The 26,810-nt window shown below is 64.3% G+C and carries 26 protein-coding genes; 12 read left to right on the top strand and 14 right to left on the bottom strand.

All coding sequences use genetic code 11. The features are described 5' to 3' along the window. Positions 1-19 precede the first annotated feature (19 nt). The 3 genes from B8784_RS00370 to argF all read right to left on the bottom strand — a co-directional run bounded on the left by B8784_RS00370 (position 20) and on the right by argF (position 2,527). A complete protein-coding gene (locus B8784_RS00370) occupies positions 20-760 on the bottom strand; it encodes a DUF3307 domain-containing protein (protein WP_084395642.1) in 741 nt (246 codons plus the stop codon). Positions 761-812: 52 nt separating this feature from the next. After that, the gene (locus tag B8784_RS00365) at positions 813-1,520 is read right to left on the bottom strand and encodes a hypothetical protein (protein WP_084395641.1); all 708 of its coding nucleotides are present in this window, start codon (positions 1,518-1,520) and stop codon (positions 813-815) included. A gap of 80 nt (positions 1,521-1,600) precedes the next feature. Then, a complete protein-coding gene (gene argF / locus B8784_RS00360) occupies positions 1,601-2,527 on the bottom strand; it encodes an ornithine carbamoyltransferase (RefSeq protein WP_084395640.1) in 927 nt (308 codons plus the stop codon). Between the two features lie 188 nt (positions 2,528-2,715). Here argF and B8784_RS00355 point away from each other — a divergent pair, with 188 nt between their 5' ends. The 5 genes from B8784_RS00355 to B8784_RS00335 are packed head-to-tail and all read left to right on the top strand — an operon-like array spanning position 2,716 to position 8,882. Then, positions 2,716-3,348: a biliverdin-producing heme oxygenase gene (locus B8784_RS00355; protein WP_143435219.1), complete on the top strand. Its 633-nt coding sequence runs from the start codon at positions 2,716-2,718 to the stop codon at positions 3,346-3,348. Beyond that, positions 3,311-5,890 carry an HWE histidine kinase domain-containing protein gene (locus B8784_RS00350; protein WP_084395638.1) on the top strand — a complete coding sequence of 860 codons (2,580 nt, stop codon included), beginning with the start codon at positions 3,311-3,313 and terminating at the stop codon, positions 5,888-5,890. Before B8784_RS00355 ends, B8784_RS00350 begins: the two co-directional genes overlap by 38 nt. 47 nt (positions 5,891-5,937) lie before the next feature. Further along, positions 5,938-6,963: a zinc transporter ZntB gene (locus B8784_RS00345; protein ID WP_084395637.1), complete on the top strand. Its 1,026-nt coding sequence runs from the start codon at positions 5,938-5,940 to the stop codon at positions 6,961-6,963. Then, the gene (locus B8784_RS00340; protein WP_084395636.1) at positions 6,954-8,438 is read left to right on the top strand and encodes a mechanosensitive ion channel family protein; all 1,485 of its coding nucleotides are present in this window, start codon (positions 6,954-6,956) and stop codon (positions 8,436-8,438) included. The genes B8784_RS00345 and B8784_RS00340 overlap by 10 nt, the downstream gene beginning before the upstream one ends. Beyond that, positions 8,439-8,882 carry a hypothetical protein gene (locus B8784_RS00335; protein ID WP_084395635.1) on the top strand — a complete coding sequence of 148 codons (444 nt, stop codon included), beginning with the start codon at positions 8,439-8,441 and terminating at the stop codon, positions 8,880-8,882. On the opposite strand, the gene B8784_RS00330 is transcribed toward B8784_RS00335, so the two are convergent. Both B8784_RS00330 and B8784_RS21470 read right to left on the bottom strand, forming a co-directional pair. After that, positions 8,879-10,150 carry a S41 family peptidase gene (locus B8784_RS00330; protein ID WP_158085528.1) on the bottom strand — a complete coding sequence of 424 codons (1,272 nt, stop codon included), beginning with the start codon at positions 10,148-10,150 and terminating at the stop codon, positions 8,879-8,881. The two genes, B8784_RS00335 and B8784_RS00330, sit on opposite strands and share 4 nt — an antisense overlap. A gap of 104 nt (positions 10,151-10,254) precedes the next feature. After that, the gene (locus B8784_RS21470) at positions 10,255-10,446 is read right to left on the bottom strand and encodes a DUF1049 domain-containing protein (RefSeq protein ID WP_158085527.1); all 192 of its coding nucleotides are present in this window, start codon (positions 10,444-10,446) and stop codon (positions 10,255-10,257) included. Positions 10,447-10,628: 182 nt separating this feature from the next. Here B8784_RS21470 and B8784_RS00325 point away from each other — a divergent pair, with 182 nt between their 5' ends. Together B8784_RS00325 and B8784_RS00320 are read left to right on the top strand one after the other, a co-directional pair. Next, positions 10,629-11,471 (top strand): YihY/virulence factor BrkB family protein, encoded by an 843-nt coding sequence (locus B8784_RS00325; protein ID WP_158085526.1) that lies wholly within the window; start codon positions 10,629-10,631, stop codon positions 11,469-11,471. 71 nt (positions 11,472-11,542) lie between these two features. Then, positions 11,543-12,034 (top strand): hypothetical protein, encoded by a 492-nt coding sequence (locus tag B8784_RS00320; protein WP_084395633.1) that lies wholly within the window; start codon positions 11,543-11,545, stop codon positions 12,032-12,034. Positions 12,035-12,046: 12 nt separating this feature from the next. Here B8784_RS00320 and B8784_RS00315 read toward each other — a convergent pair whose 3' ends face one another. Further along, entirely contained in the window at positions 12,047-12,505 is a 459-nt protein-coding gene (locus B8784_RS00315) for a MarR family winged helix-turn-helix transcriptional regulator (RefSeq protein ID WP_084395632.1), read from the bottom strand. 134 nt (positions 12,506-12,639) lie between these two features. Between B8784_RS00315 and B8784_RS00310 the strand changes: the two genes are divergently transcribed. Then, positions 12,640-13,917 (top strand): acyl-CoA dehydrogenase family protein, encoded by a 1,278-nt coding sequence (locus B8784_RS00310; protein WP_084395631.1) that lies wholly within the window; start codon positions 12,640-12,642, stop codon positions 13,915-13,917. A 65-nt stretch (positions 13,918-13,982) separates the two neighbouring features. Here the strand turns inward: B8784_RS00310 and B8784_RS00305 are convergent, their stop codons facing one another. From B8784_RS00305 to hisS, 5 genes are all read right to left on the bottom strand, one after another. Continuing rightward, positions 13,983-14,672, bottom strand: a complete 690-nt coding sequence (locus B8784_RS00305; protein WP_084395630.1) for an SOS response-associated peptidase — start codon at positions 14,670-14,672, stop codon at positions 13,983-13,985. A gap of 45 nt (positions 14,673-14,717) precedes the next feature. Continuing rightward, positions 14,718-15,908, bottom strand: coding sequence for an aspartate aminotransferase family protein (locus tag B8784_RS00300; protein ID WP_084395629.1), 1,191 nt, complete (start codon positions 15,906-15,908; stop codon positions 14,718-14,720). A 648-nt stretch (positions 15,909-16,556) separates the two neighbouring features. Further along, the gene (gene hisG, locus B8784_RS00295; RefSeq protein ID WP_084395628.1) at positions 16,557-17,501 is read right to left on the bottom strand and encodes an ATP phosphoribosyltransferase; all 945 of its coding nucleotides are present in this window, start codon (positions 17,499-17,501) and stop codon (positions 16,557-16,559) included. After that, the gene (locus B8784_RS00290; protein WP_084395627.1) at positions 17,498-18,598 is read right to left on the bottom strand and encodes an ATP phosphoribosyltransferase regulatory subunit; all 1,101 of its coding nucleotides are present in this window, start codon (positions 18,596-18,598) and stop codon (positions 17,498-17,500) included. The genes hisG and B8784_RS00290 overlap by 4 nt, the downstream gene beginning before the upstream one ends. Next, positions 18,595-20,085, bottom strand: coding sequence for a histidine--tRNA ligase (gene hisS / locus B8784_RS00285; RefSeq protein WP_084395626.1), 1,491 nt, complete (start codon positions 20,083-20,085; stop codon positions 18,595-18,597). Before hisS ends, B8784_RS00290 begins: the two co-directional genes overlap by 4 nt. A 480-nt stretch (positions 20,086-20,565) precedes the next feature. On the opposite strand from hisS, the gene B8784_RS00280 reads away from it, so the two are divergent. Beyond that, entirely contained in the window at positions 20,566-21,741 is a 1,176-nt protein-coding gene (locus B8784_RS00280) for a pyridoxal phosphate-dependent aminotransferase (RefSeq protein ID WP_084395625.1), read from the top strand. A gap of 71 nt (positions 21,742-21,812) precedes the next feature. Then, positions 21,813-22,301, top strand: a complete 489-nt coding sequence (locus B8784_RS00275) for a hypothetical protein (protein ID WP_084395624.1) — start codon at positions 21,813-21,815, stop codon at positions 22,299-22,301. 163 nt (positions 22,302-22,464) lie between these two features. Here the strand turns inward: B8784_RS00275 and B8784_RS00270 are convergent, their stop codons facing one another. From B8784_RS00270 to B8784_RS00260, 3 genes are read right to left on the bottom strand one after another with little or no spacing between them, the layout of a single operon-like run. After that, positions 22,465-23,313: an acyl-CoA thioesterase gene (locus B8784_RS00270; RefSeq protein ID WP_084395623.1), complete on the bottom strand. Its 849-nt coding sequence runs from the start codon at positions 23,311-23,313 to the stop codon at positions 22,465-22,467. Between the two features lie 12 nt (positions 23,314-23,325). Next, positions 23,326-24,228: an ABC transporter permease gene (locus tag B8784_RS00265; protein WP_084395622.1), complete on the bottom strand. Its 903-nt coding sequence runs from the start codon at positions 24,226-24,228 to the stop codon at positions 23,326-23,328. Then, positions 24,228-25,199, bottom strand: a complete 972-nt coding sequence (locus tag B8784_RS00260) for an ABC transporter permease (protein ID WP_233355902.1) — start codon at positions 25,197-25,199, stop codon at positions 24,228-24,230. Before B8784_RS00260 ends, B8784_RS00265 begins: the two co-directional genes overlap by 1 nt. 123 nt (positions 25,200-25,322) lie before the next feature. On the opposite strand from B8784_RS00260, the gene B8784_RS00255 reads away from it, so the two are divergent. Further along, a complete protein-coding gene (locus B8784_RS00255; protein WP_084395621.1) occupies positions 25,323-25,733 on the top strand; it encodes a TIGR01244 family sulfur transferase in 411 nt (136 codons plus the stop codon). A gap of 141 nt (positions 25,734-25,874) precedes the next feature. After that, the gene (locus B8784_RS00250) at positions 25,875-26,810 is read left to right on the top strand and encodes an ATP-grasp domain-containing protein (protein WP_084395620.1); all 936 of its coding nucleotides are present in this window, start codon (positions 25,875-25,877) and stop codon (positions 26,808-26,810) included.

Raw genomic sequence — 26,810 nt, 5'->3', positions numbered from 1 at the left:
TGTCATGGCGGCCCCGACGTCAAGGCACCGGCAGCGCGTGCGGCCACCAGGCCCGCACACCGGCCAGTGTCAGCACCGCAATGAGCAGGCCCCAGCCGAAACTCATGAAGGTGCCGATGATGATGTATTCGGTCATCTTGCGCTCTGTCGGATTGGTCACGTCGCCAAAACGCAGGATGGATTTTGCCGCGATCAGGAAGCCGACGCCGGAGGGCTGGCCGATGAAGATGAGCAGCATGACCAGCGCGCGCTCAAGACAGCCGATCACGAAGCCGCCATTGGGCAGGCCCTCGATATGCGCGTCCCCGGTCTCCATCAGGCCGGCCGTGGCCTTGCGGATCAGGACGGCGCCCGTCCATAGGCTGGCTATGATGCCGCTCGTCAGCGCCAGGCCGGAGAGGTAGACCTGATACCAGACCGACGGCAGTTCATCCCACCAGCCCTGCCTGACCAGCCCCGGCCAGGCCACGGCGAGCGCAAGGATCACGACAAGGTGCACGCCCTGGTCCAGCAGGAAGGACCAGAGCCGGTCCGGCAAGAGATAGACCTTTACCGCGTCCATCGCGGCATGGGTGGCAAGCAGGATGGCGAGCGGCAGAAGCGGCACGCCGCCCAGCAGCACAATGGCGGCCACCAGCACGATCAGGGCGTGGCCGAGCAGAACAGCCGGCCTGTGCTTGTGCCGGATCAGCCGATCGGGCTGCAGCGGGAAATCGGCCAGAAGATGCGCACAAAGCAGGGCGACAAATGTTTCGGCCATTCAGTCCCGTCCTTTCGGCAAATCTTTCAGCGTGTCTGATGCCAGACAGACCTTAGCGGTTTCTTGTCTCACGGTGAGCCGGCGCCAGCAGAGCGCGCCAGTCGGTGTCTTCGAAGGCTTTCAGCGGCTCCTGCAGCGCGCGCCAGCCCGCCCCGCTGAGCGATGCCGTCACCGACTGCTTGCTGACCGGCGGATCGAGAAGCTGCGCGATGTCCTCATGCGTCGCCTCCGGGCGCAACAGGGCTTCGCTGGCAATCTCCGCCTGACGGCGGGTCCAGGCGCGCACGATCTCGCTGACCAGGTGCAAGCTCGCCGGCAGCCACTGGCAGAGCGCGCCTGCCCGCTCCGGCACAGCGGCGGTCATGTCGAAATAGCCCGTCATATGATCGAGGGCGCGGCCCGACAGGGTGAACGCCTCGCCGGTCGAGAGCGAGACCTTCGCCGGGTCTATGGTGTCGCAGAGGCCGAGCCCGATGGAGACCCGCGTGTCGGCCTCCAGCCCGGCACGCAGTCGGGCGCGCAGGTACAGGCTGAGGCGAAGCGCCAGCCCGGAATCGTTCAGCAGCACCTGCCAGGCATCACCCCGGTACATGTCGAGGCGTATTTCGACGGGCCGAGGAAAACTGTTACTGAAAATTTCGGCGGCAGTTTTCAGTGTATTGCGAACCTGCTCCAGACGAGCGGCCGTCATATCGCTGGACGCGACGAGGTCGCCCGTCAGGACGGCATAAATGGGCGTTTCCGGATGCGATTCGGGCAAGAGTGCGCCTTTTGACAACCACAATCAACTGTCTCTTATAAGACAATTATTTATGATTGTCTAACAACAAGCAACCCTATTCACTTGTCGAGACACCAGCGCATGATCGCCTTCTGGGCGTGCAGCCGGTTCTCGGCTTCGTCGAAGACCAGCGAGCTCGGCCCGTCGATTACTTCGCTGTCGACTTCCTCGCCACGGTGAGCAGGCAGGCAGTGCAGGAATTTCGCGCCGGGCTGGGCGAGATCCATCAACTCCTCAGTGACGGCAAAGGGCTCCAGCAGGTCGAGACGCTCATCGGCATCGGTATCGCCCATGGAGACGAAGGTGTCGGCAATGACGACGTCGGCCCCGGCCACGGCATCCTCGGCGGTATCATAAAGCTCGATCCGGCCCTGCATCTCACGCGCAAGCTCGACATCGTCCTCTTCCGGGGCGTAGCGCTCGGGCGTGCCCACAGCGAGGGTGAAACCGAACTTCGCACTGGCATGAATGAAGCTCGAGCAGACATTGTTGCCATCGCCGACCCAGGCCAGCCGGGCCCCGCGCAAGTCCACGCCGTGCTCTTCCAGAGTCATCAGGTCCGCCATGATCTGGCAGGGATGAGAGCGGTCGGTCAGTCCGTTGATCACCGGCACGCCGGCGGATTCGGCAAAGTCCTCGACATCGCCATGATCGTTGGCGCGGATCATGACCAGGTCGACATAGCGCGAGAGGACGCGGGCGGTATCGCCGATGCTCTCGCCACGCCCAAGCTGCATGTCGCCAGAATTCATCACGATGGACGACCCGCCCAACTGACGGATACCGACATCGAAACTGGTGCGTGTGCGCGTCGAGGACTTCTCGAAGATCATGGCCAGGACATGCCCGTCCAGCGGCGCGCCGTCGTCGACGCGGCCTTTCGGCCAGCCCCGGCGCACCGCCTTCATTGCGTGCGCATCGTCCAGAATGGCGCGTAGCTCGCTGGCCTCAAGCTGCCAGAGATCGAGAAAGTGCCGGATCGCCATGTCGCTCTCCTCCCGTTCCCCTCAAGGGAAACCAAAGGGCGCGCCATAATGGAAAATGGCCCGTCTGCAAAGAGAGCTGCCAATATCAGGCCTTCGAAGGAACAAATGCGTCTATCCATTGGTACAGTCATGAAGACGATGCTCGACTTATGCGCCCGCCCGGGTCGAGGACCAACCAGGAAGACCCGATGCCCGACGTGGCCGAAACAGAAGACCTCGACTCTCGCAAGGGCAATCTCCGCAGGCGGCTTCGCCAGGACACCCGGCCCATGCATGACTGGGTCGAGGGCGTTTATGACCGCCACGACATCCGCACGCGCGAAGGGCTCGCCGTCCTGCTCCAGGCCCATGCGCTTGCCCTCTCCGTCTGCCTGCAGGCCCTGCCCGCCTCCAGACAGCGGGCCCGTCAGGGATTCCAAGACCTGTTGGGCGCAATCGAGGCCGACCTAGCTACCCTCGGGATCGACCGCATCCCCGCGCAGAGCTCCCGCGCCCCGTCAGCTGACATTCATCCGCTCGGCCTGATCTATGTTGTCGCGGGCTCCCGGCTTGGCGCTAACGTGCTGCTCGCCAGAGTGCAAGGCTCGACAGCTCCGGACGTGCGGCAGGCGACGCAATATCTCGCCTGCGAGGCCGGAAAGGTCTTGTGGCGGGATGTTCGCACAGCCCTGGAAGACTGGCGCGGATCCGCGGACGAAGAAACAGACATCATCATGGCGGCGCAAAAGGCTTTTACCTGGTTTGGGGACGCCTGCGCCGAGATTGAAAGGAAGTACGAGCTGCATGACAGACAATACGGTCTCGCCCGACACGAAGATTGACCTGACGAACTGTGACCGCGAGCCCATTCATCTGCTCGGTCATGTCCAGCAATTCGGCTGCCTAATCGCGGTCAATGCCGACTGGATTGTCTGCTATGTCTCGCGGAATGTAACCGACTTCCTGGGCCTGGACGCCGAGGAGATGATCGGCAATCCGATCCGTGACTATTTCTCCGAAGCCGCCCTGCACGAGCTGCGTGGCCGGGTGCAGCAGCTCGACAGCGAGGACGCCGTCGAACGCCTTTTCGGCCTACAGCTGCGCGAAGCCGACGAGCAGGCGTTCAATGCCGGGGTCCACATCTCCGGGCGCAATATCGTCATCGAGCTCGAACCGCACGAAGCCTCCCACCGCACCGACTATACATCGCTCGTGCGCCCGATGATCGACCGCCTCCGCAAGGCCCGGTCGATTGATCAGCTCTGCCAGCTCGCGGCGCGCCAGCTGAAGGCGCTGACCGGCTTCGACCGCGTCATGGTCTACCGTTTCGCCGAAGACCAGTCCGGCGAAGTCATCGCCGAATCCGTCAGCCCGAACATCGATTCCTTCAAGGGCTTGCGCTATCCCGCGACCGACATCCCCCAACAAGCGCGCGAACTCTACCGCCGCAACCTGTTGCGCATCATCAGCGATGTGAATGGAGAGGTCTCCCCCATCATTCCGGCGCGCGGCCCGGAAGGCGACCTGCTCGACCTCTCGATGAGCGGCCTGCGGGCCGTGTCGCCCATCCACATCGAATACCTCCAGAACATGGGCGTCGAAGCCTCCATGTCGGTCTCGATCCTGCGCCGGGGCAAGCTCTGGGGCCTGTTTGCCTGCCACCACTATTCCCCGCGTGTGCTCTCCTATGATGTCCGCTCGGCCGCCGATCTCTTTGCGCAGATGTTCAGCTTCGTGCTCGACCAGCTCAGCAACGATGTCGTCCATGAACAGCAGGAGCGGACCCAGCGCCTGCACGACCAGCTCATGAGCCAGCTGGCCGGCGGCCAGTCGATCAAGGATCACTTTCCGGCAATCACCGATGCGCTGAGCTCGGTCATCCCGAACGATGGCGTCGCCGCCTGGGTCGATGGCGAGTTCCTCTCCAGCGGCACCACGCCCGACGCCGCGGCGTTCATGGAGATTGTCCGCTTCCTCAACACGACCGCCGGCAGCCGGGTCTATGCCACCGAAAAACTGGGCGAGGTCCATCCGCCGGCCAAAGCCTATGTCGACCGCGCGGCCGGCCTTCTGGCCCTGCCGGTCTCACGCGTGCCGCGTGACTATATCGTGCTCTTCCGTCAGGAGATCACGAAGAAGGTCAATTGGGCCGGTAATCCGGAAAAGCCGGCGACGCTCGGGCCGAATGGCGCGCGGCTGACACCGCGCAAGAGTTTCGAGGCCTGGCAGGAAACCGTACACGGCCAGAGCGCGCCCTGGACGGACACCGAGGTCAGCGCGGCCGAGCAGCTGCGCGTCACCTTGCTCGAAGTCGTCCTGCGCATGTCCGAAACCGTCAGCCAGGAACGCATCCGCGCCAATGAGCGTCAGGAGCTGCTGATTGCCGAACTCAATCACCGGGTTCGCAACATCCTCAACCTGATCTCCGGGGTCGTGGCCCAAAGCACGCAGGATGCCCGCTCGGTGTCGGACTATGCCAAGGTCGTCTCCGGTCGCATCCAGGCCTTGGCGCGGGCGCATGACCAGATCACCGAGAAGAACTGGGCGCCCTCTTCGCTGAGGGCGCTTATCTTCACCGAACTCGACGCCTATTTCGGGCCGAAGTCGAACCGGGCCATCATTCAGGGCGGCGATGCCCTGCTCGAGCCTGCCGCCTTCAGCACACTCGCCCTCGTCATGCACGAACTGGCGACCAACTCCGCGAAGTATGGCGCGCTCAGCGACTCCAGCGGCAAGATCGAGGTCACCATCGACCAGACGCCGAATGGCGGGGTCTCCCTGACCTGGCGCGAACGCGGCGGCCCGCCCGTGCAGGCCCCGGCGAGGCAGGGCTTCGGCTCCACCATTATCGAGAAGTCCATCCCCTACGAACTCGGCGGCAGCGCGGATGTCCGCTTCCAGCTGACCGGTCTCGAAGCCGACTTCACGGTGCCGAACGCCTTCGTCCAGAGCTTCATCGAGGTGGAAGAAGACTCGCCAGAAGCCGCTCGGCACCCGAAAGCCAGCCGGACAGACGGGCTCCTCTCCGGGCCGGTCCTGGTGCTCGAGGACAATATGATCATCGCCATGAATGCCGAAGGGCTCGTCATGGAGGCCGGCGCGAGCAGTGTCAGTATCTGCGCCAGCGTCGAACAGGCCCTGGAGGCCATCAGGGAGCAGGACTTCACCATTGCCCTGCTGGACGTAAATCTTGGCAAGGAGACCAGCGAGCCGGTCGCCGACGCCCTTGTCGAACGCGGGGTCCCCTTCGTCTTTGCGACGGGGTATGGCGACGGCTCCGCGCTCGCCGCCAGGTTTCCCAATGTGCCGATCCTCAGCAAGCCCTATCGGGGTGAGACGCTGACCGACAAGCTGGAGGCGGCCCTGCAACTGGCCCGGGCCTGAACGGCCTTCGCTTGCCTCGCCTCCATTGCAGGGTAGATTGACCGGGGATGACCGATCGCGCGCCCCCTTCTTCCGCCAGCGCAGCCGATGCGCCGGCAGACGGCCCGCTGCTGTTTGGCTGCGTGCTGGATGGCAAGGGCGGATGTTCGCCCCGAAGCTGGCAGGAAAGTCAGGCCTGGACGCCAGACCAGCCGGACGAAACGTTGTGGCTGCATCTCGACCGGGTCTATCCCGGGCTCGACGACTGGCTGGAAGATTCCCTCGACCTCAACGAAGCCACGGCCGACCTGCTCCTGTCGAACGAGACGCGCCCGCGCGCCTTCCGCGAAAGCGACCACCTGGTCACTGTGCTGCGCGGCATCAACTTCAATCCCGGCGCCGAACTGGAAGACATGATCGCCATGCAGATCTGGTGCGACGGCACGCGGCTGATCACGCTGCGCCGGCGCCGCCTGCAGACCCCGCGCGACGTGCACGCCGAACTGCTCGCCGGCAACGGCCCCTGCACGGTGGGGGATCTTTTCACCGCGCTTCTCGAACAGATGGTCGCGAAGATGAATCGCGCCATTGTCGACATGAACGATCATATCGACGCGATGGAAGCCGAGGACGAGGATGAGCGCGACACCGACGAGATGCTGAGCAGGATCGCCGATATCCGCCGCAACTGCCTGGCGCTGCAACGGTATATGTCGCCCCAGCATGAAGCGCTTCTCCTGATCCAGAAACACCCGCCCGGCTGGCTGTCGGAGGAGAATCTGGCCGACATCCGCGAGACCGGCGAACGCCTGCGGCGCTATCTCGACGATCTCGACGTGTCGAAGGAAAGCGCCATCGTACTGCAGGATGACCTCAACAACCGCACCGCCGCACGCATGAACCAGACGATGTACATGCTCTCCATCGTCGCGGCGATCTTCCTGCCGCTCAGCTTCGTGACCGGCCTGCTCGGCATCAATGTCGGCGGCATGCCCGGCCTGCATTCCGGCTCCGCCTTCTGGATCACCGTCGGCATGCTGGTCGTCCTGATGGGCGTACAATTCTGGATCTTCAGGAAACTTAAATGGCTCTAGCAAACTGGATCACCTTCATCGCCCGCCAGCAGGAGGATCCGTCAGGGGCGCCTGCCCCCGACGGTCCGGAGGGAGACGGCACCAGCGGCGAAGACGTCCTGCAAAGCCACCTCGACTGGGCGGCGCTGAAAGACCAGGCCATCGAGACCTATAGCGACGTCCAGGAGAACTTCATTTCCCTGGGCTCGCTCTGGCAGGTGCTGGCCATCCTGGCTGCGGCCGCGCTTGGCTGGCTGTGCGCGCGCTACCCGGCAGCCCGGCTGCACAAATATGCCGAGAGCCGCGCGCATGACGACATCCTGAAGCGGCTCGCCCTGTCGATTGCCAAGATCGTCTGGCCGGTCTTCACCGTAATCTTCCTGTGGGTCGCCACGGCGGTCTTCAATGCCATGGCCTTGCCCAATGAGGGCCTGCGGATCGCGGCAAGCCTGTTGAATGCCTGGATCGTGGTGCGCTTCGTCACCGCCAACATGAAGGACGGCTTCTGGCAGACTGCCATCGCCGTGCTCGCCTGGGTCATCGCCGCACTCTACATCCTCCACCTGCTCGAGCCGGTGATGGACGGGCTGAACGCCGCAGCCTTCTCGGTGGCCGGGGTGAAGATCACGCTGCTGCGCGTCATCACGAGCATCATGATCGCAGTCATCGCGCTCTGGATCGGCCGGGTGGCGGGCGACGCCGCGCAATCGCAGCTCAAATCCAACAAGACGCTGAACCCCTCCATGGCCGGCCTGCTCGGCCAGGTCCTGAAAGTCAGCTTCATGGTGGTGGCGATCCTGATCGCGATCTCGACGCTGGGCGTCGACCTGACCACGCTCGCCGTCTTCGGCGGCGCCCTCGGCGTCGGCATCGGTTTCGGGCTTCAGTCGATCTTCTCGAACTTCATATCCGGCGTGATCATCCTGTTCGAGCGCTCGGTGAAGGTCGGCGATTTCATCGAGCTCCAGTCCGGCGTGACGGGGCTGGTGAAGGAGATCAATATCCGCTCCACCCTCGTGACCACAAACGACAATGTCGACATCCTCGTGCCGAACGAGGAGTTCATCAAGGCGCAGGTCATCAACTGGACGCTGCGCGATGCCCGCCGGCGCATGCATATCGAGTTCGGCGTGGCCTATGGCACCGACAAGGAGCTTGTCCGCAAGGCCGGCCTTGAAGCCGCCGATGCGGTGGAATGGACCTTTAAGGGCGTGCCCGGCCAGGAGCCGCAGGTCTGGTTCGTCGGCTTTGGCGATTCCAGCCTCGACTTCGAACTGGTGGTCTGGCTGAGCGATGACGCCGTCAAGAAACCGGGCCGGGTGAAAGCCGACTATTACTGGGAGCTGCACACTGCGCTCTACAAGTACGAGATCGAGATCCCCTTCCCGCAGCGCGACCTCAATTTCCGCAATGCCGGCGAATTCTTCGTGCGCATGCAGGAATTGCAGGCGAAGGCAGAGGACAAGGCCGACAGCCCGGACACCTCGGAGAGCTAGGTGGCAGAGCGATCCGACGGCGGCACACGGCTGTTCAGGCTTGAGGCTCGTACCTTCGCCTGGATGGCGGGGATCATTCTGGTGCCGACCTTCATCATCGCTGTCCTCTGGCAGAGCCCCGAGGCCAGCCTGTTACTGGCTGGGATGATTTTTCTTCCGGCCTCCTTTGCCAGTTCGTTCAGCCCCCTGCTTGTCCTGCCTATGGAATTGCGAATTCCGATTTTTGCGGGCGTAATTTTCGCAAGCTCGCTGATCGTTCTTTCAGCGCTGAGTGGCATGCCGTTCTACATCTCCGCTTTCTGGAGCGCTGTAGCGGCGATGGCCATATGCTTTATCGATGTATGCTACACGGTGAGGACATGGGTGGGTATAGTCGGCCGCGATAAGGAAGGCAGGCCGACAAAATCGTTCCTCGCCTACGATCCGGGCGCCCCACGCCGCTAACGCCGTTCCAGCCAGTCCTTCGCGGCCTCGAGCGCGAGGTCCGGCCCGTCGCCATTGTCGGCCAGGACCGCATAGGGCGGGCGCCAGTCGTCCCGGTCGGTGCCGTCGAGGTGCAGGAGGTTGTAGGCCGGCAGGCGCAGCGTGAGCCCGCTCGGCAGGTCATAGCCTTCGACACCGCCCGCGAGCCCGGCCATGGGCGCGCCGAAGACGCGCGCCCGCTTCAGCCCGTCAAAGCCGACCGCCATGCCCTCGCCCATGCTACCGGTCCAGCGTCCGGCGAGCACCGCGACCGGCTTCCTGATCCGCCAGGGCCCGCGCGAAGCGACACGGCGGACCTTCTCGCCCTCCCAGCGCGGGCCGATGCGCTGATAGGCCTTCACGCCGCGGATGAAGCGCGCCAGCACCGGCTCGGCGACATCCGTATTGCCGCCGCCCGGCGTGTTGCGGAGATCGATGATCCAGCCATCGACCCCGCGCAGACGCTCCAGCGCGGCATCGAACGCCTTGACGGTCTCTGCCTCGCCAAGAGAATCCTCGAAGCGGATATAGCCGAGATTATCGTCCATCCTGTGAGCGGTCACCGGGGACGGCGCCTTGGGCGGGGCCGGCGCATCCAGCGCAAGCGCGATCCTCTCCTGCCCCCGCCGGATGGTGAGATGGCGCCGGGTGTCGCGATAGCCGGCCGCCTGCGCATTGACCGCCCAGTCGAGGCGCGTCCGGCTGACAAGGTTGGGGGCGGCACGGATGCGGCGGGTGGCGGCGACGAGCACCGGTTCGCCATTCAGCGCGGTCACGATATCGCCCACCGCAAGCCCGGCCCGGGCCGCGCCAGAGCCGCGCCGGACGGCGGTGACGACCGCCACACCGGAGACGAAGGTGAGGTGATAGTCGCTGCCTGAGGGTACCAGGCGCGGCGAGCTGGCCGTGTTGCTGCCAAGCGAGACGTGGTCGTCATAGAGCTGGTCGAGCAGGCGTTCGAGGATGGCGAGATGGTCGGGCTGAGCCTCGTCGCGCACAGCCTTGGCCTCCGCGCGGGCCATGTCGCAGGCGGCCGGCCAGATCACGGCGCGGGTCTCGTAATAGGCGTAATGACTTTCGACGAGGTCGCAGGCGGCCTCGACATCCTGCTGGATGAGGCTCGGCTCTGCGGCGGTATCGGCATGCGCATATCTGACCGGAAAACCAGGGCCTGGAGGGTGCAGTAATGACGGTGCAGTGATGAGGGTGCAGAAAAGCGCGAGCACGGTGCACCCGGCGATCCGTTTCAAAAGACGTGGCAGCCTGACCTCCCTCAAAGCCGGCAGCGCCCTCCCCTTGGCCCGGACTATGCGCCCGCCCCCGGGCGAAGTCCAATGGCCGGCGCAGCCTGCGCTCAGTGGCGCCGGAAGCGAACCATCTTGCCGATGCCGAAGCCGATCAGGACGCAGATCACCATCAGAACGATCCGGCTTGTCGCGAACTCGAAGCCGAGAAAGTTGACGTGTATCTGGGCCATGTTCTGGATCGCGAAGATGATGAAAATGGCGATAAGAACAAGCGCAAGCCAGTGTTTGACGTCTCTCATGGGTCCGGCCTCTCCGAAGTCTGTTTGGTCTTGTCTCCATGCTGGTCTTCCGGCTGGCGAGGTCAAGGGCCCGGCCGCCGGAACATCGCTGACGGCTCGTCCGTTTAGCTGCCATGGAATGGCCCGGCCCGATCGCAACACTCCGCAATACCCCTGCCTGGCGACACGTCGGTGCGCCCGTCATGCGAACCACGATGCGCATCGCCGGCAAGGCCGGCGAGGACGATGTCGCGCTGGTCGCGGGCGGCGTCGCCTTCTACGCCTTTCTCTCCATCTTCCCGGCGATTGCCTGCGCGCTGATGGTCTGGGGCGTCTTCACCACCGAGACCGAGCTGCGCACCTATCTCGGCCTCCTGAATTCAGTCGTGCCGGATTCGGCCTACAGGCTGATCTCCGACCAGATGGTGCGCATCGCCGACAGCCAGACGGCCGGCCTTTCCTGGGGCGCGCTGTTCTCGCTGCTACTGGCGCTGTGGTCGGCCTCGCGCGCGGCCAATGCGCTGCTCATCGCCGTCGCCGTCACCTATGACCGCCACGACAAGCGCGGCTTCATCCAGCAGAACCTCATCGCGCTCGGCTTTACCGCCGGGGGCATCATCTTCGCGCTGCTGTCGCTCGCCGCCATCGGGGCGGTGCCGCCGATCATCGAGGCCCTGCAGCTCGGCGCCTTTATCGACGCCCTCCTGCGCATCCTCCGCTGGATCGGCCTGCTGAGCCTGTTCCTCGGCGGCATCTATGTTTTCTACCGCATCGCCCGTCCGCACGGGGTGGCTTATGCGCAGGCGCGGCGGCGGCCCGTGCTGCCGGGCACGCTGGTCGCCGGGACGATCTGGCTGGCCGCCTCTGTCGGCTTTTCCTTCTATCTCGGCAACTTCGCCGACTATAACCAGACCTTCGGCTCGCTGGGCGCGGCAGTCGCCCTGCTCATGTGGCTCTGGCTCTCGGCGGTCGCGATCTGCGTCGGGGCCGAGACGAATGGTGTGCTCTCACGCGAAGTGCGCGCGAAGGAACACACCGGCGACTAGTCCGGCCCGCCAGCTTGGCGGGCGTGACAGACTGTCCTAAGCTTGCGCACGGGCAGATGGGGACAGACCGGATGAAGGACGACTTCCTGAGGCAGGAGCACGCCATCCTGCGCGGAAATATCTACGACATTTTCGGCGACATTCGCCGCCTGCAGCAGATCTTCGTTGTTGGTGTCGGCTTCTACGCGGCCTGGTATTTCGGCAGCGCCGGGCCGGAAGACCCCGTCCACCAGATCATGGGCGCATGGTTCCCGCTCGTGATCTCGCTGCTGTTTCTGACCATCACGGCCCGCCTGTCGAGCATGGTGTTTGTCCATGCCCATTACATCAAGGGCATCGAGGCCCACTTCCTGAAAGAGGCAGAGATCAAGGGCTGGGAAACCTTCCTCGACCAGGTCCGCAACGCGCCGGAAACGCTCGACCTAAGCGCCGACGATGCCGCAAAGATCAACAAGCGGGCGACTTTCGCCGTGCATGTCGACATGACGTTCTGGACTGTCATGTCCGTTCTTCTGGCCGCGTTCGGTCTGGTCCAGACGGCCTTTACCCTGAAGGTCTTCTAGCCCTCCGGCCCGTCAGGCCTCGGCGTCTGCGGCCTGTTCCTCGTCGCAGAGGGCAATCAGGCGGTTCAGCTTGTCGACGAAATCGTCGAGCTTGCCGGGCCCGAATTCGGCATCGATCTTCTCGTTGATCGACAGGACGGTGCCGTGCACCCGCTCCATCGCACGTTCGCCTTCCGCCGTCAGGGTCAGCACCCAGGCGCGGCTGTCGGCCTTGCTGCGGGCCTTCTTCAGCATGCCAAGCCCGATCAGCCGCTTCACCATGGCCGTGATGGCAGAGTCGTTCAGGCGCAGCTCACGCGCCAGGCTCGTCTGGTTGAGCTCCTCGGCCGCGGCCACCCGCACCAGCACGCCATATTGCGGCGCCGTGATCCCGGCCGCCTCGACCAACTGGCGGTCAGTGACCTTGCGCAGTTGCTGGGCCGCGATCTGGAGTCGCGAATAGAGTCGCGGATTTTTCGAGGTTGCAACCATGCCCTGCCTTGCCTTGTGCCTGTCGGACGGATATTCTTCACTAGTGAAACAATAATGTGCTGCGGCCGGACAGGCAATTGCCGGCCCCAGCCCGAAGATCCCCACGCTAGTTCCTCTGGGAGGAGAAGAAAACCATGGATACCGGAAGCCTCGACCAATTGAATGTGCGCGACGATCTCAACGATCTGCGCATGTCGGAAAAGTCCGTGCCGCTCTATGAGCACGTGAGAAAGTTCATCAAGGAAGAGATCGACCCGATCACCGAGAAATTCCACGAGCTGGGCGAAGGCCGCGCCGACCGCTGGTCCTATGCGCCCGGCCAGCTCGAACTGCTCGACGGGGTGAAGAAGAAGGCGAAAGACCAGGGCCTCTGGAACTTCTTCCTGCCGAATGCCGAAACCGGCGAGGGTCTGCCCAATCTCGACTATGCCTATATCGCCGCCGAACTCGGCAAGAACCGGCTGGCCTCGGAGTGCATGAACTGCTCGGCCCCCGACACCGGCAATATGGAAGTGCTCGAACGCGTCGGCACCGAAGCCCAGAAGAAGCAATGGCTGGAGCCGCTCCTGAATGGCGAGATCCGCTCGGCCTTCGCCATGACCGAGCCGGGAACCGCCTGCTCTGACGCGCGCAATGTGCGCACCGTCGCCCGGCTCGAGAAGGGTGAATGGGTGATCAATGGCGAGAAGTTCTACATCTCGGGGGCCGGCGATCCGCGCTGCAAGGTCATGATCACCATGGTGCAGACCGATCCGGACGGGCCGTCCCACCAGCAGCAAAGCCAGATCCTGGTGCCGATGGATACGCCCGGCGTGGAAGTCCTCGAAGGCATGGAAGTCTTCGGCAAGGACGACGCCCCACACGGCCACATGCATATCCGCTTCAATAATGTGCGCGTGCCCGAGGAAAACATCCTGCTCGGCGTCGGCCGCGGCTTCGAGATCTCGCAGCTGCGTCTCGGCCCTGGCCGCATCCACCACTGCATGCGCTCCATCGGCGCGGCCGAGAAAGCCCTCGACCTGATGGTCCAGCGCGGCGCCTCACGCGATGCCTTTGGCCAGCCGCTCGCCAAGCTGGGCGGCAACCTTGAGAAGATCTCGCGCGCCCGTATCGAGATCGAGGCCTGCAAGCTGATGGTGCTGAAAGCCGCGAAGGCGATGGACGTGCTCGGCAACCGCGAGGCGCGTGTCTGGATCTCCATGGTGAAGGCCATGGTGCCGGAGCGGGTCTGCAAGATCATCGATGACGCGATCCAGATCCATGGGGCCACCGGCGTGTCGCAATGGACGCCGCTGGCCGACATGTACACCAGCCAGCGCACGCTGCGTCTCGCCGACGGCCCGGACGAGGTTCACCACATGGTGGTCGGCCGCAACGAGCTCGGCCGCCTCGGCATGCAGAAGAAGGGCTAGCCGCCCCTGCATCGGACAAACGGAAAGCCGGCGCCCAAGGGTGCCGGCTTTTTACATGAGCCCGCTCACACCTCCTGCGCAAGCTCAGGGCCCTGGTTGCGGACATTGCCGACGTCGGGGCCAACTGGCCAGGCATGCATGTCGGCGGCCGGGAAAGGCGCGAACAGGTCACTGACCCTGCGCTCTTCCACGTCCAGCCAGCGCGCATAGTCTTCCGGGCGCAGGATGACCGGCATGCGGGTGCTGATACCGGCCATGACGTCATTCGGGCGCGTGGTGAGGATGGCGAAGGTGTCGATCTCGGAGCCGTCGATCATCGCCCGGTCCCACAGCCCGGCAAAACAGAACCATCGCCGGTTGCGCAGGCCGGCGGCAAAGGGCTGGCGCCTGCCCCTCGGCCCGGACCATTCATAGAAGCCGCTCGCCGGGACGAGGCAGCGGTGGTGGCGGAAGGCACCGCGGAAGGTGTTGCTCTCGGCCACTGTTTCGCAGCGGGCCTTGAAGGTCTCGAAATTCTTTTCGCTGAGCGGCTTCTTCCACCAGGAGGGCACGAGCCCCCAGAGGGCGGGCGCCAGCTCGCCGATGGGCGCACGGCCCGGCCGGTCCGGCAGGTGCCTGAGAATCGGGACGATCTGGCCGGGCGCAATATTGTAGGCGGCTTCCGGCGGGGCGATGCCGGGCGGCGCCTGAAGGATGGAGAAGGCGGACTGATAGTCCGCCCAGCTCACATCATGCCGGAAGAATCGCCCGCTCATGGCCGCGAGCTTCACCCCGCGGCCACCGGAAAGTCCAGAGGCTGTTTAAGCCTCCATCTCCCATTCCGAGAGCGCTTCGTCCATGACGCGCACGGCCTCACGCACATCATCGTCATTGATGATCAGCGGGGGGGCCAGACGCAGGACATTGTTGCCGGCGACGCCGACGAGCAGGCCCTTGTCGCGGCAGGCATTCTGCACCGGCTTCGGCGCGGCCTTCAGCCTGAGGCCGGTCAGCAGGCCCTTGCCCGTGACGCCTTCGACCTTGTCGGCATGGCTGTCGGCGAGCGACTTCAGGCCCTGGGTGAGCGTGCCGCTGACACGGCGGACTTCTTCCAGGAAGGCCTCGTCCGAAATCGTGTCCCAGACGGCATTGCCGACCGCCATGGCGAGCGGGTTGCCGCCATAGGTCGAGCCGTGCGAGCCCGGCTGCATGACGATGCCGATCTGTTCGGTAACGAGGCAGGCGCCCAGCGGGAAGCCGCCGCCAATGCCCTTGGCCAGGCACATGATGTCCGGCTCGGCACCCTCGACCCATTCATGCGCGAAGAGCTTGCCGGTCCGGCCCATGCCGCACTGGATCTCATCATAGATGAGCAGCGCGCCGCGCTCGTCGCAAAGCTTGCGCAGGGCGGTCAGCTCTTCCTCCGGCAGGGCACGCACGCCGCCCTCGCCCTGGACGGGCTCGATGAAGACGGCCGCGGTCTTGTCGGTGACGGCCGCATCAAGGGCCTCCTTGTCGCCCCATTCGATCTGGGTGAAGCCTTCGATCGGCGGGCCGAAGCCTTCGAGGTATTTCGGGTTGCCGCCGGCATTGATCGCGCCGAGCGAACGGCCATGGAAGGCGCCGGTGAAGGTCACGAACTCGATCCGCTCCGGATCGCCGTTCGCCCAGTGATACTTGCGCGCCGCCTTGAGCGCGCACTCGACCGCCTCGGTGCCGGAATTGGTGAAGAAGACCCGGTCGGCAAAGGTGCGCGCGCAGATCTTGTCAGCCAGCTCCTCACCGGCCGGGACGCGGAACATGTTGGACAGGTGCCAGAGCTTTCCAGCCTGGTCCTGAAGGGCAGAGACGAGCTTCGGGTGCGAGTGGCCCAGCGAGCTCACCGCGATGCCCGCGATGAAATCGAGATACGCCTTGTCCTCTTCAGTGTAGAGGCGCACCCCCTCACCGCGTACGAACGCTTCCGACGGCGGGGCGTAGACGGGCATGATATGGGCGCGTGGATCTGACATGCATGACTCCAAGTGGTCAGGGGTTGTAAAGACATCCGCATGGCGGGGTGAAGAATCAAAGTCAACACAGATGCCCCGGACCGAGCGCAGGCGCTTGTCGGATCGGGCCACACTTTTGATCGTTTCTGCTGCAATTATGCATGGGCGACATGACACATATCGACTGGCAAGGCCGGCGCCGGCTCCCTATGTCCCTGTGACTGGTTGCGAATGCAATCGCTTACGCAAGTTTAATAAATGTTTTTCGATATGGACTTGACGTTATTCGATAAGAGTTATATTGAAAAACAATAACAACAAGGAACCCGGTCGGTGACACCCCTGACGCCCTGACCCTGAGCCACTGATCGGGTTCCCACTCTTCAGAGAAACTCCACCACACCAGGCCCCGAAAGGGGCCTTTTCTTTGTTTTTCGCTCTTACCCGTCGGCGCACGGCCTTACCCGAAAAACCGGGCCCGGTCTCTTGCGCCTGTCGGCGCATTCCCCATCTCAAAATGTGAAGAGCATGACCGGTGCCTGTGGCAGGAGAAATCGCCAGAACCGGATAAAAAATTGGCGCGACCCTCGGGTCGCGCCTGTAAGAGTTCTTGCAGCGTTTCCTCCCAGAAACTTGCAGGACTGATAACGCCAATTTTCCGTCATAATGTCAAGCGCCCGATTTCAGATTGGTAACAAAATTCTCAAAGCTGGGCGTTTCCTGGTCAAAAATGAACTCGGCACTGGTGATGGAGACAGGTCCTGCCCCCGATTCAGCGATTTTTCGGGCATATTCTCCCGCGCTTGAGGAAGGCGCGAGAACAGATGTTGCCGATATGACCTCGATCCCTTTTCCCCCGAGAAGCGAATCCGGGATCGGTTTGGCCGCCATGAGCACTTTTCTCGCCCCGGCCGCATCGACCGCCTCGACGGCTGCGAGCAGCTTCTGAAGGGCCTCCAGCGCCTGCATGTCCCAGGCCGCCTTCAGCGATCCGGTGAGTGCCGCCTGGCTTTTCAGAATCACCCCGTCATCGAGCACCTTCAGACCGTTGGCCTTCAGCGTCGCTCCGGTGGAGGTGATGTCGACGATAACTTCCGCCTGCCCCGAGCTCGGCGCGGCTTCGGTCGCCCCGGCGCTCTCGATCAGGCGGTATTCGCCGACCGACTTCTGGGCGAAATAATTCCGCGTCAAGCGCAGATATTTGGTCGCCACCTTCATGCGCCGGCCATGACGCTGGCGGAACTGGGCGCCGGCGGCCTCCAGCTCGCTCATCGTGTTCACGTCGAGCCAGGCGGCCGGGACGGCGACGACCACATCGGCCCCGCCGAAGCCGAGCCGCTGAATGACGGACGCATCGAGCGCGAGATTCGGCGAAAGATCGTTGAGCAAGTCCTCGCCCGTCACGCCGATATGGAAAGAACCGTCGATCAGCCCCTGCGCGATCTCGCGCGCCGAGAGCAGCAGCACCTCGGCTTCAGGCAGGCCCTTCAGGACCGCCGTATAGCCGCGCTCGCCGCCGGCCTGTTTCAGGGTGAAGCCCGCTTTCGCGAACCAGGTCTCGGCATTGTCCTTGAGCCGCCCCTTGGACGGGATGGCGATGGTCAGGCGGCTCATGATGCCCCTCCTTGTGCCAGACGGTCTGGGCGCACGACGCCGCCGATCGCGGTGGCGTCCACGGCTCCGTCGGAGAGTTTCGACAGCAGCGTGTCATAGCGCCCGCCCGATCCGAACGGTTTGCGGCCGGCGGTTTCACCGGGCCGGAATAGTTCGAACAGGAAGCCATCATAATAGTTGAAGCGCCGCCCGAAGGGCGTGCCGAACCGGGCTTCCTTCAGGAAGGCCGGGGCCAGTGTTTTCATCTTCGTCACCCGCTCATCGAGGCGAGCGAGCGCCCCGTCGACCCCATCGATCCCGGCCTGGCGCGCAATGGCGTTGAGCGAATCGGCGGCCTGTTCCGGCGCGCAATCGACCGCCATCACCGCTTCCAGTGTCTGGCGGGCAAGGTCCGGCGCGCCGCCATGTTCGGCATCGGCGGCCTGGGCGAGCAGGCCTTCCACGATCTCATCGAGCGTGCGCGTACCCTGCGGCTGGATGCCGGAGAGCGCGAAGATATCGGAGACGATCGCCCGCGCCTCCTCCGGGCGTGCGCCCTTCAGCCGGGCGGCCAGCCCATGGGCGGGCTGCGAGGGCTTCGCCTTCAGGAGCGCGGACACCCCGCCCACCTGCCGGAAGGCGCGCTTCAGCGCTTCGGCAAGGCCGGGGGCAAGGTTCAGCGCATCGACGAAAGCCGGAAAGATGGCGAGGTCGCCCATGCGGGTCTCGCTCTCGCTCACGCCAGCCGCGACTGCGGCCTCGCAGACCAGCGCGAAGGCTTCGGCATCGGTCTCCGCCGTCGAGGGCGCGCCATAGCGCTCGAAGCCAACCTGCGTGAACTCCATCGGATCACCGGCCACCGCCGGCAGGCGGAAGGCACGGGCGGCATAGCGCTTGATGGTTTCCGACGACACGCCGGCCTCGGCCTGCGCCATGGCGACCGGCAGGGTGAGGTCCGGGCGAAGCGCGCATTCCTCACCATTCTCGCCCATGAAGACGCAAAGGCGCGCACGCACTGCCTCGCCGGAAAGCTCCAGCGGCTGGTTTGCCGGCATGACGATGGGCGGGTCGACCACCTCACCGCCAAGCTTCGAAAAGATGTCTTCCGGAGTGCTCATTCGGCCGCCTCCACGATTTCGCGGACGCGGGCGATCATCTCGCTGCGCGGGGCCTCGAACTGGCCGGGGCGGGCTTCGCGGTATTCCTCGTTGGACTTGATGGCGGCAGCCTGTTTCGCGCCCTCCTTCAAATCCTTGATGGTGACGACGCCCTTGGCGATCTCGTCCTCGCCGACCATGACGGCGACAGGCGCGCCCCGGCGGTCGGCATATTTCATCTGCGGGCGCATGCCGGAGCTGCCCATATAGGCTTCGGCGCGAATGCCCGCGGCGCGCAACTCTGTGGCGAGCTTGAGGGCTTCGCTCGGGTCCTCGCGGTTGAGGTTCAGCACAACGACCGGACCGTTCAGCTGATCGACCTTGCCGGTGATCGCGAACGCTGTCGCCAGACGCGAGATACCGACCGAGAAGCCGGTCGCCGGCACCTTCTCGCCGGTGAAGCGCGCGACGAGATCGTCATAGCGCCCGCCGCCGCCGACCGAACCGATACGGACCACATTGCCATCCTCGTCGACGGTCTCGCGCAACAGCTCTGCCTCGAAGACCGGGCCGGTATAATATTCAAGGCCGCGTACGACGGACGGGTCGAACAGGACATCGCTGTCCGGGCAGTTGAAGGCTTCGAGCCCACGCGCAATGGCGGTGAGTTCATCAAGCCCGGCTTTCGCTTCGTCGCCCGTCCCCACGGCCTGGCCGAGGGCTTCCAGCGTCTCGCCGCGCGTCGGACGGCCGGCCTGGGCGAAGGCCATCACCTTGGCGACCCCGTCGGCATCGAGCCCGGCGCCCTTGGTGAAGTCGCCGCTCTCATCCTCGCGGCCTGGACCGAGCAGCAGCTTCACGCCCTCCTCGCCGAGCCGGTCGAGCTTGTCGAGCGCGCGCAATATGGTGAGACGCACGGCCTCGCCATTCGCGCCGACGCCATCGAGGACTGCGTTGAGCAGGCGGCGAGTGTTCACACGCACCGCAAACTCACCATCGCCAGCGCCTGCCGCGCGCATCGCTTCGGCGGCCATGGCGACCATCTCCGCATCGGCATGCGCGCCGGCGGCGCCGACCGTATCGGCATCGCATTGCAGGAACTCCCGGAAACGGCCCGGCCCCGGCTTCTCGTTGCGCCAGACCGGCCCGGCGGCATAGCGCCGGAAAGGCTTGGGCAGGGTCTGCCAGTTCTCGGCGGCAAAGCGGGCGAGCGGCGCCGTCAGGTCATAGCGCAGCGAGATCCACTGCTCGTCATCGTCGATCAGGGAAAAGACCCCGGCATTCGGGCGGTCGTCGTCGGGCAGGAACTTGCCCAGCGCGTCGGCATATTCGAACGCGCCGGTATCGAGCGCCTCGAAGCCCCAGCGGCGATAGACGGAGGTGACCCGGTCGATCATCTCGGCCTGGGCATGGATGAGGCCTTCGCGCCGGTCAGGGAAGCCGCGCGGCTTGCGGGCGAGATCCTTGCCCGATCTGGGCGCGTCCGGGTCCTGTTTCTTCTTGCTCATCTTGCGTCCTGTCTCGTCATTCGCGCTTCGCCTTAGACGAAGCCGGTAGGGGTGTGAAGGCGACGTGTCGACAAGACGCGATACCGGGCCGTCAGCCTGTCTGCCTCTGGCGGTTCAACGGGAAGGAATGAACACTTGGAAGAGGCGCAGCCGGACCGGTTCGCGCCTCGCCGGGCGCGTCACGCGTGGTGGTGATGGTGGTGCAGCATCGTGTTCATTGCGAACGGCGAATATGGCGGGGCGGCGGCGAAGTCAAGCCGGGCAAGTCCCGTCTCGGCGGGCCCCGGCCTGACGGAATGGATGCAAACCCGCCTGCTTTCAGGGCAATCGGCCAAAATAAACCTGCAAATTCGCATAGCTTTCGAATTCCCGTTTGACGGCTGACGCGGCGGAGCCCCCACTGGCGCGCAGTAGCTTTCCCAATCAGGTCCAGCCGCCGTGTCCGGGCCACGTCTAGTCACTTCAATCCGGAACCATGTCATGAAACCGCTCCTCTTCTCCCCGTCCGAATCCCTCTGCGCTTCGCGCCGCGACATCCTCAGGCTGGCCGGGGCCGGCTCGGCCGGGCTCGCCACGCTGGCCGCGACAGGCTGCACGGGCGAAGCCGCTCCGAAAGCCGAAGCCCAGACCGCTGCGACGGCCGCCTCAAGCATCGCCATCCTGTCCTCGAACGAGAACCCGTTCGGCCCCTTCCCGAAAGCGATGGAAGCCATGAAGGCGGAAGTCGCCGGCGTGAACCGCTATTCCTATGGCTCGCTGATCGGCTTTGGCGAAAAGGTTGCGGAGCTGGAAGGCGTGGCGCCTGAAGAGGTGCTCGTCACCAATGGCTCCTCGCCCATTCTCGGCCTGTTCGGCATGTGGGCCGCCAAGCAGGAAGGCGCGCTGCTGACCTCCATGGCCACCTATGAAGCCGTGCCGCGCACCACCGAACACTTCGGCGGCGAGGTAATCTATACCCCGCTCGACTCGGAAATGGGCATCGACCTCGACGCCATGGCCGAACGCATGGGCCCGGACATCTCCAGCGTCTATATCTGCAACCCGAACAATCCGACGGGCCGCACGGTCGATGCGGCGAAGCTCAAGAGCTTTGCCGAAGAAGCCTCCAAGACAGCCATGGTCTTCATCGACGAAGCCTATCTGGAAATGTCGGACGACTATCCGAACAATACGATGAAGTCGCTCGTCTCGGACGGCAAGAATGTCATCGTTTGCCGGACTTTCTCCAAGCTCTACGGCCTTGCCGGCCAGCGTCTCGGCTATGCCGTCATGCCCGCCGAGATGGTCACCTGGATGCGCCAGTCGGGCCAGTTGAGCTCGGTCAACCATCTTGGCCTCATCGCCGGCACCGCCTCGCTCGAGGACTCGGCCGGGTTCGACGAGATGCGGGCGAAGAATATTCGCGGCCGCGAAAAGCTGATCGCCATGGCCGCCGATCTCGGCCGGCCCATCGCGCCAAAGCCGCAAGGCAGCTTCATCTATATGGATACCGGCATGGACCATGCCGTCTTCGCCGAGGAGATGGCCAAGCTGAATGTCCGCGTCGTGGGCCGCACCTGGCCGGGCTATGACAGCTGGACCCGTCTCTGTGTCGGCTTCGACCGCGAGATCGAAGCCTGCCACGAAGCCGCCCGGGTGGTGCTCAGCAAGGCATAAGTCACTCGCCCGCAAGGGGGCGGCACGGGGCTTGCTTCGCCTGTCAGGCGAACAAGGAGACCCGTGCCGTCATGAAACGCTTTGCTGTTGCGCTTGTCCTCGCCGCCCTGCCCTTTGCCGCCTCTGCGTCTCCGCAGCTGGCGAGCGACTGGGGCATCAAGGCCGGGGACTTGCGAGAGGAAACCGCCAATCTGATCGCGGCCATCGATGCCTCGGGCAAGGCCGACATTTCCGACGATTACGAAATCGAGATTGGACGCTTCGCGATGACGGCGACCCGGCTCGGCCACTGGATCGACGGCAATGAGGGCCCCTCCGATCTCGGCTGCATCTTCCGCGGCATGGCCGAGGAAGGCGAGGTGCAGCTCGACGCGCTTTCCGGCGCCGACAGCACACGCGCGAAACGCCAGAGCCTCGTGCGGCTCGCCACCATGTTTTCCGATGCCGAAGCCATCGCGGTGGCGGCGCAATATGCCAACCGTCATGACGGGCCTGCGGCAGAGCTCGACGCGGTCTCCTGCCCCGTCAGCGCGGACGCAGCGCGCGCCGCGCTGAAGTAAGGATCATCGGTCGCCTCACCACGGCTTGTCCGTGGTGCCCACCTCCAGATGAGGCGACAAGAGCGGACTTCAGGGGATGGATCCCATGGACAAGGCATGGAAAAGCGCATTTTCGAAGCGTCTTCCTGGATCGGCAACAGCCGTGTGACAAACCCGCCGTCCGTTAGCCCTCTTTCGGGAACCGCTCCTTGAAGGCGTCCGGATCGAAGATGCGGACGATGCCGGACTGACTGCCAGTGGCCATCAGCGTGCCGTCATCGGCAAACATGGCGATGCGGCCATGCACGAAGCCATTGTGCACGCCCTCGATCTGGATATCGCAGCAGACCCACTCGGTCTCCACGATACGGCGGATGCGCAGCGTGTTGTCGAGCGAGTTTGCGCCCGCCGGCAGGCCCAGCGCGTGACTGGTGCCCGAGGGCACGAAATCATTGATCACAGCCAGCATGGCGGAGTCGATCGGCGCGCCGAGCTTGGAGCGCCCCCACAGGACGACGCGGCCATCGTCGCTGCGACCGCCCTTCACTTCCCGGCGCGCGGCATAGCGGCCCTGGGCAACGCGCATGTCGAGCGTGGCGTGCAGGTCCTCGCTCGTCTCGTCGAAGCGCGGCATGGGCGGGCAGTCTTCCGGGCGCGGCACGTCCGGCATGGTCAGCCACTGGTGCGACGGGTGGGAGTCGCGCGCCCCGACCGCGGCATTGGCAGTGAAGATCTCGCGGTCCTTCACATGGGCGAGCACGCGCGCCTGAGTGATGTTCTTGCCAACCACGGGCGAACGGACGTCAAGGTCGACGATGTCCGGCGGGTTGGCGAAGGAGAGGTATTGCGCGGTGGCCCAGATGCAGGGCCGGCCCGTGGTCTGCTCCAGCGCCTTGATCGCCGAGGCGAGGCCCACCCCGCCGAACAGGAATTTCTGCCCCGGCGGGCCGACGCAGATGCGCGGCTCCACCTTGAGATACCAGCGGTGCGGATTGTGCGTCGACTGCAGGTCGATGAAAGGTGTCTTGCTCATGGCCGAGAGGCTTTAGCGTTCTTTCGGGTCGAGTGCATCCCTCAACCCGTCACCGATGAAGTTGAGACACAGCAGCGTCACCGCCATCAGCATTGCCGGCGCCATGAGCAGCCACGGCTTGTCCTGCATTTCCTTCGCGCCATAGGAGATCAGCACGCCAAGCGAGGTCAGCGGCTCGTTCACACCGAGGCCCAGGAAGGAGAGGAAGCTTTCGGCCATGATCACGACCGGGATGGTAAGCGTCACATAGACCGCGACCGGACCGACGACATTGGGCAGGATGTGGCGGCGGATGATGGCCGGACCGGAAACGCCGGCCGCCCGCGCGGCCTCGATATATTCCTTGCCCTTGATGGCGAGCGTCTGGCCGCGAACGATGCGCGACATGGTCAGCCACTCGACCGCGCCGATGGCCGCGAAAATCAGGATGATGTTGCGCCCGAACACGGTCAGCAGGAGGATGACGAAGAAGATGAAGGGCATCGCATAGAGCACGTCCACGAAGCGCATCATGAGATTGTCCGTGCGCCCGCCGACAAAGCCGGCCACCGCGCCCCATGTCACGCCGATGACGAGCGAGACGAGTGTCGCGACAAGCCCGACCGCCAGCGAGATGCGCAGGCCCAGCAGGTTGCGTGCGACAAGATCCCTGCCCTGCTCGTCGGTGCCCAGCAGGTGCCAGTCTGTCAGGGTGGGCGCGAGCTCCACATCGCCGGAAATCCGGCTGTAGTCGTGTACCCAGAGCATCGGGCCGAACAGGGCGAGCAGGATGAGCACGCCCAGCACCCACATCGAGACCACGGCCGCCTTGTTGTTGAACAGGCGCCGGCGCGCATCGTCCCAGAGCGAACGCCCGCCCGCGAGCGACTGCTCGACCGGGTCCTTGCGGCCTGTCATGTCGAGTGTGTCTACCATCAGTCGTACTTCACCTTCGGATCGAGCAGCGCATAGAGGATGTCGGCGACCAGATTGAACAGCACGATCAGCGTCGCATAGATGATGAGCGCGCCCATGACGAGCGTATAGTCCCGGTTGATCGCGCCATCGACGAAGTAGGAGCCCATGCCCGGCAGGCCGAAGATGCGCTCGATGACGAGCGAGCCGGTCATCACCCGCGCCATGGCCGGGCCAGCGTAAGAGACCAACGGCAGGATGGCGGCGGGCAGCACGTGGCGCAGGATGACGGTGCGCTCGGCCAGGCCCTTGGCGCGCGCGGTGCGCACATGCGGCGAGCGCATCATCTCGATGACGGAGGCGCGCATCAGGCGCGAGATGATGGCGATCTGCGGCAAGGCCAGCGTCAGCACGGGCAGCGTCATGTTGTGAACGCTCATCCCGATATTGGGGTATTCTCCCAGCCCGCCGACCGCAAACAGCCCGGCCCCGAGCGCCAGGGTGAGGATGAGGATCGGCCCGGTCACGAAGGTCGGGATGGAGATGCCGGCCATGGCAAAGCCCATCACGGTGTAATCGCCCGCGGTGTTCTGGCGCAGCCCGGCAAAGACGCCCAGCGCGGTGCCGACGACGATGGCGACCAGCATGGCAAAGGCGCCGACGGTGAGGCTGACCGGCAGGCCGTCGGCGATGAGGTCATTCACCGATTTGCCGAGCGTTTTCATCGAAGGGCCGAAATCGCCCTGAAGCACGCCGAGCAGATAGTCCCAAAACTGTTTCCAGAGCGGCTGGTCGAGACCGAACTTCGCCTTGATGGCGGCTTCGGTCGCCGCGTTCAGCTTGCGCTCGCCATCGAAGGGGCCGCCCGGCGCCATGCGCATCATGAAGAAGGCGACGGCGATGATCACCAGAAGTGTGGGAATGGCGAAAAGCAGACGCCGTATGACATAGGCCCATGGAATGCGGGATAGGCTTCGCTGCAGCGCTGACACGTCGGTGATTTTCTCTTTTCCGTTTCACCAGAAGCGGCTATCGGGCCTTGGCAGCCTGACAGGGCATGCCTAGGTTCACGCCGAGACGACGCTTGTCAACGTCACATGACACCGAGGTAACACATGGCCGACATCCGCACAGTGACAGATTATTTTTCTGTGGCGCCACAGCTCGAGGAGTCTGACATCGATCAGATTGCCAAGGCCGGGTTCAAGACAATCGTGGCCAACCGGCCGGATGGCGAAGGCGGCGTGGACCAGCCGCGCATGGGCTCGATTCGCACGCGCGCCGAAGAAAAAGGCCTGACCTTTGTCGCCCTGCCCTTTTCCGGCGCGCCGACCCCGGAAATTATCGAACGCATGCAGTCGATTCTCGCCGAAGCGCCGACTCCGGTCCTGGCTTATTGCCGCACCGGGACGCGCTCGATCACGGCCTGGGCGCTGACCCATGCAGGCCAGGGCCACTCCGACGAAATCGTAGATGCTGCCGCGCATGCCGGCTATGACCTGTCGAGCATCAAGCACCTGCTTTGATCACGGATACGTGGCCTTTTGTGAACGATTGCTCACATGACCTGCAGCCCTAAATGGTTGAAACTATGGGCACGGCGTGCGATTCACGGCAGCTACGCTTTGAGTGCGCTGCGAGGGGCAAGGGCGCGAGGGAGTGAATGAATGTCACGAAACTGGCTGACAGACTTCAAGTATGAAGACGGCGCCTGGCTGGTCAAAAAGACCGGTCACCGGGTTCCCGCCAACTATCAGCTGGTCAATGACATCTTCACCTGGCTGGCCTTCTATACAGCCGCCCAGTCCTGGCGCACCTGGCGGCGCATCACCGGCCACAAGCGCCCCACCATTGCCTTCCATCCCGACAAGCCGCGGCCCTGGTATTTCATCTGGCCGGTCATGCATGCGTCCGGCGCGAAGCTGATTTCCGACGTCTCCAAGGCCGACATCGTCTTCCAGTTCGACGATTCGACCACAAGCCAGCACGCCATGCCGCAGATCAAGCCCGGCGCCCGGCTGGTCAATTTCGACTGCACCGACATCTCCAAGACGAATGTCGCCGACGCCTTCGAGCGCGCAGCCGGCTACAATCTCCGGGTTGATCCGCGCACCTATGAAGGGCCGATGGTCGAGAAGTCGGAAAAGAATGCCTGCCATGACGGCCGGATCATCGAAGGCCCGATGGAGCCGGTCGAGGGCAAGACCTATCAACGCCTGATCGACAATGAGATCGAGGGCGGCCTGGTCGAGGATCTGCGCTGCTGCATCGTCGGCGGCGAACCGACCGTGTCCTTCCGCAAGCGCCGCCCGCTGGCCCGGCGCTTCCTGAACGAGAATGCCGAGGTCCTCCTCGACGAACCCAAGAATTGCTACTCCAGTGATGAAATTGCCGTCATCCGGCGGTTCGCTGCAGATCTCGGGCTGGATTGGGGCGGCGTCGACGTGCTACGCGACCGGGCTTCAGGCCGAATCTTTATCGTCGACGCGAACAAGACGGATATGGGCCCGCCCGTGGCGCTCAAGCTTGCCCACAAGTTGAGAGCAACCCGCCGCATGGCGCGCGCATTTGTCACCGCGTTTACCGGTAAGCGGCCATCATAA

The sequence above is a fragment of the Henriciella aquimarina genome, from assembly GCF_002088975.1.
Classification (GTDB): Bacteria; Pseudomonadota; Alphaproteobacteria; order Caulobacterales; family Hyphomonadaceae; genus Henriciella; species Henriciella aquimarina.
Note: the sequence above shows the minus strand (reverse complement) of the source record. Positions and strands in the feature narration are given on the sequence as shown.

Coding starts and splice junctions, on each gene's coding strand:
- B8784_RS00370 (WP_084395642.1), bottom strand. CDS start 760: ATGGCCGAAACATTTGTCGCCCTGCTTTGTGCGCATCTTCTGGCCGAT.
- argF (WP_084395640.1), bottom strand. CDS start 2,527: ATGGCGATCCGGCACTTTCTCGATCTCTGGCAGCTTGAGGCCAGCGAG.
- B8784_RS00355 (WP_143435219.1), top strand. CDS start 2,716: ATGCCCGACGTGGCCGAAACAGAAGACCTCGACTCTCGCAAGGGCAAT.
- B8784_RS00350 (WP_084395638.1), top strand. CDS start 3,311: ATGACAGACAATACGGTCTCGCCCGACACGAAGATTGACCTGACGAAC.
- B8784_RS00345 (WP_084395637.1), top strand. CDS start 5,938: ATGACCGATCGCGCGCCCCCTTCTTCCGCCAGCGCAGCCGATGCGCCG.
- B8784_RS00340 (WP_084395636.1), top strand. CDS start 6,954: ATGGCTCTAGCAAACTGGATCACCTTCATCGCCCGCCAGCAGGAGGAT.
- B8784_RS21470 (WP_158085527.1), bottom strand. CDS start 10,446: ATGAGAGACGTCAAACACTGGCTTGCGCTTGTTCTTATCGCCATTTTC.
- B8784_RS00325 (WP_158085526.1), top strand. CDS start 10,629: ATGCGAACCACGATGCGCATCGCCGGCAAGGCCGGCGAGGACGATGTC.
- B8784_RS00320 (WP_084395633.1), top strand. CDS start 11,543: ATGAAGGACGACTTCCTGAGGCAGGAGCACGCCATCCTGCGCGGAAAT.
- B8784_RS00315 (WP_084395632.1), bottom strand. CDS start 12,505: ATGGTTGCAACCTCGAAAAATCCGCGACTCTATTCGCGACTCCAGATC.
- B8784_RS00310 (WP_084395631.1), top strand. CDS start 12,640: ATGGATACCGGAAGCCTCGACCAATTGAATGTGCGCGACGATCTCAAC.
- B8784_RS00305 (WP_084395630.1), bottom strand. CDS start 14,672: ATGAGCGGGCGATTCTTCCGGCATGATGTGAGCTGGGCGGACTATCAG.
- B8784_RS00300 (WP_084395629.1), bottom strand. CDS start 15,908: ATGTCAGATCCACGCGCCCATATCATGCCCGTCTACGCCCCGCCGTCG.
- hisG (WP_084395628.1), bottom strand. CDS start 17,501: ATGAGCCGCCTGACCATCGCCATCCCGTCCAAGGGGCGGCTCAAGGAC.
- B8784_RS00290 (WP_084395627.1), bottom strand. CDS start 18,598: ATGAGCACTCCGGAAGACATCTTTTCGAAGCTTGGCGGTGAGGTGGTC.
- hisS (WP_084395626.1), bottom strand. CDS start 20,085: ATGAGCAAGAAGAAACAGGACCCGGACGCGCCCAGATCGGGCAAGGAT.
- B8784_RS00280 (WP_084395625.1), top strand. CDS start 20,566: ATGAAACCGCTCCTCTTCTCCCCGTCCGAATCCCTCTGCGCTTCGCGC.
- B8784_RS00275 (WP_084395624.1), top strand. CDS start 21,813: ATGAAACGCTTTGCTGTTGCGCTTGTCCTCGCCGCCCTGCCCTTTGCC.
- B8784_RS00270 (WP_084395623.1), bottom strand. CDS start 23,313: ATGAGCAAGACACCTTTCATCGACCTGCAGTCGACGCACAATCCGCAC.
- B8784_RS00265 (WP_084395622.1), bottom strand. CDS start 24,228: ATGGTAGACACACTCGACATGACAGGCCGCAAGGACCCGGTCGAGCAG.
- B8784_RS00255 (WP_084395621.1), top strand. CDS start 25,323: ATGGCCGACATCCGCACAGTGACAGATTATTTTTCTGTGGCGCCACAG.
- B8784_RS00250 (WP_084395620.1), top strand. CDS start 25,875: ATGTCACGAAACTGGCTGACAGACTTCAAGTATGAAGACGGCGCCTGG.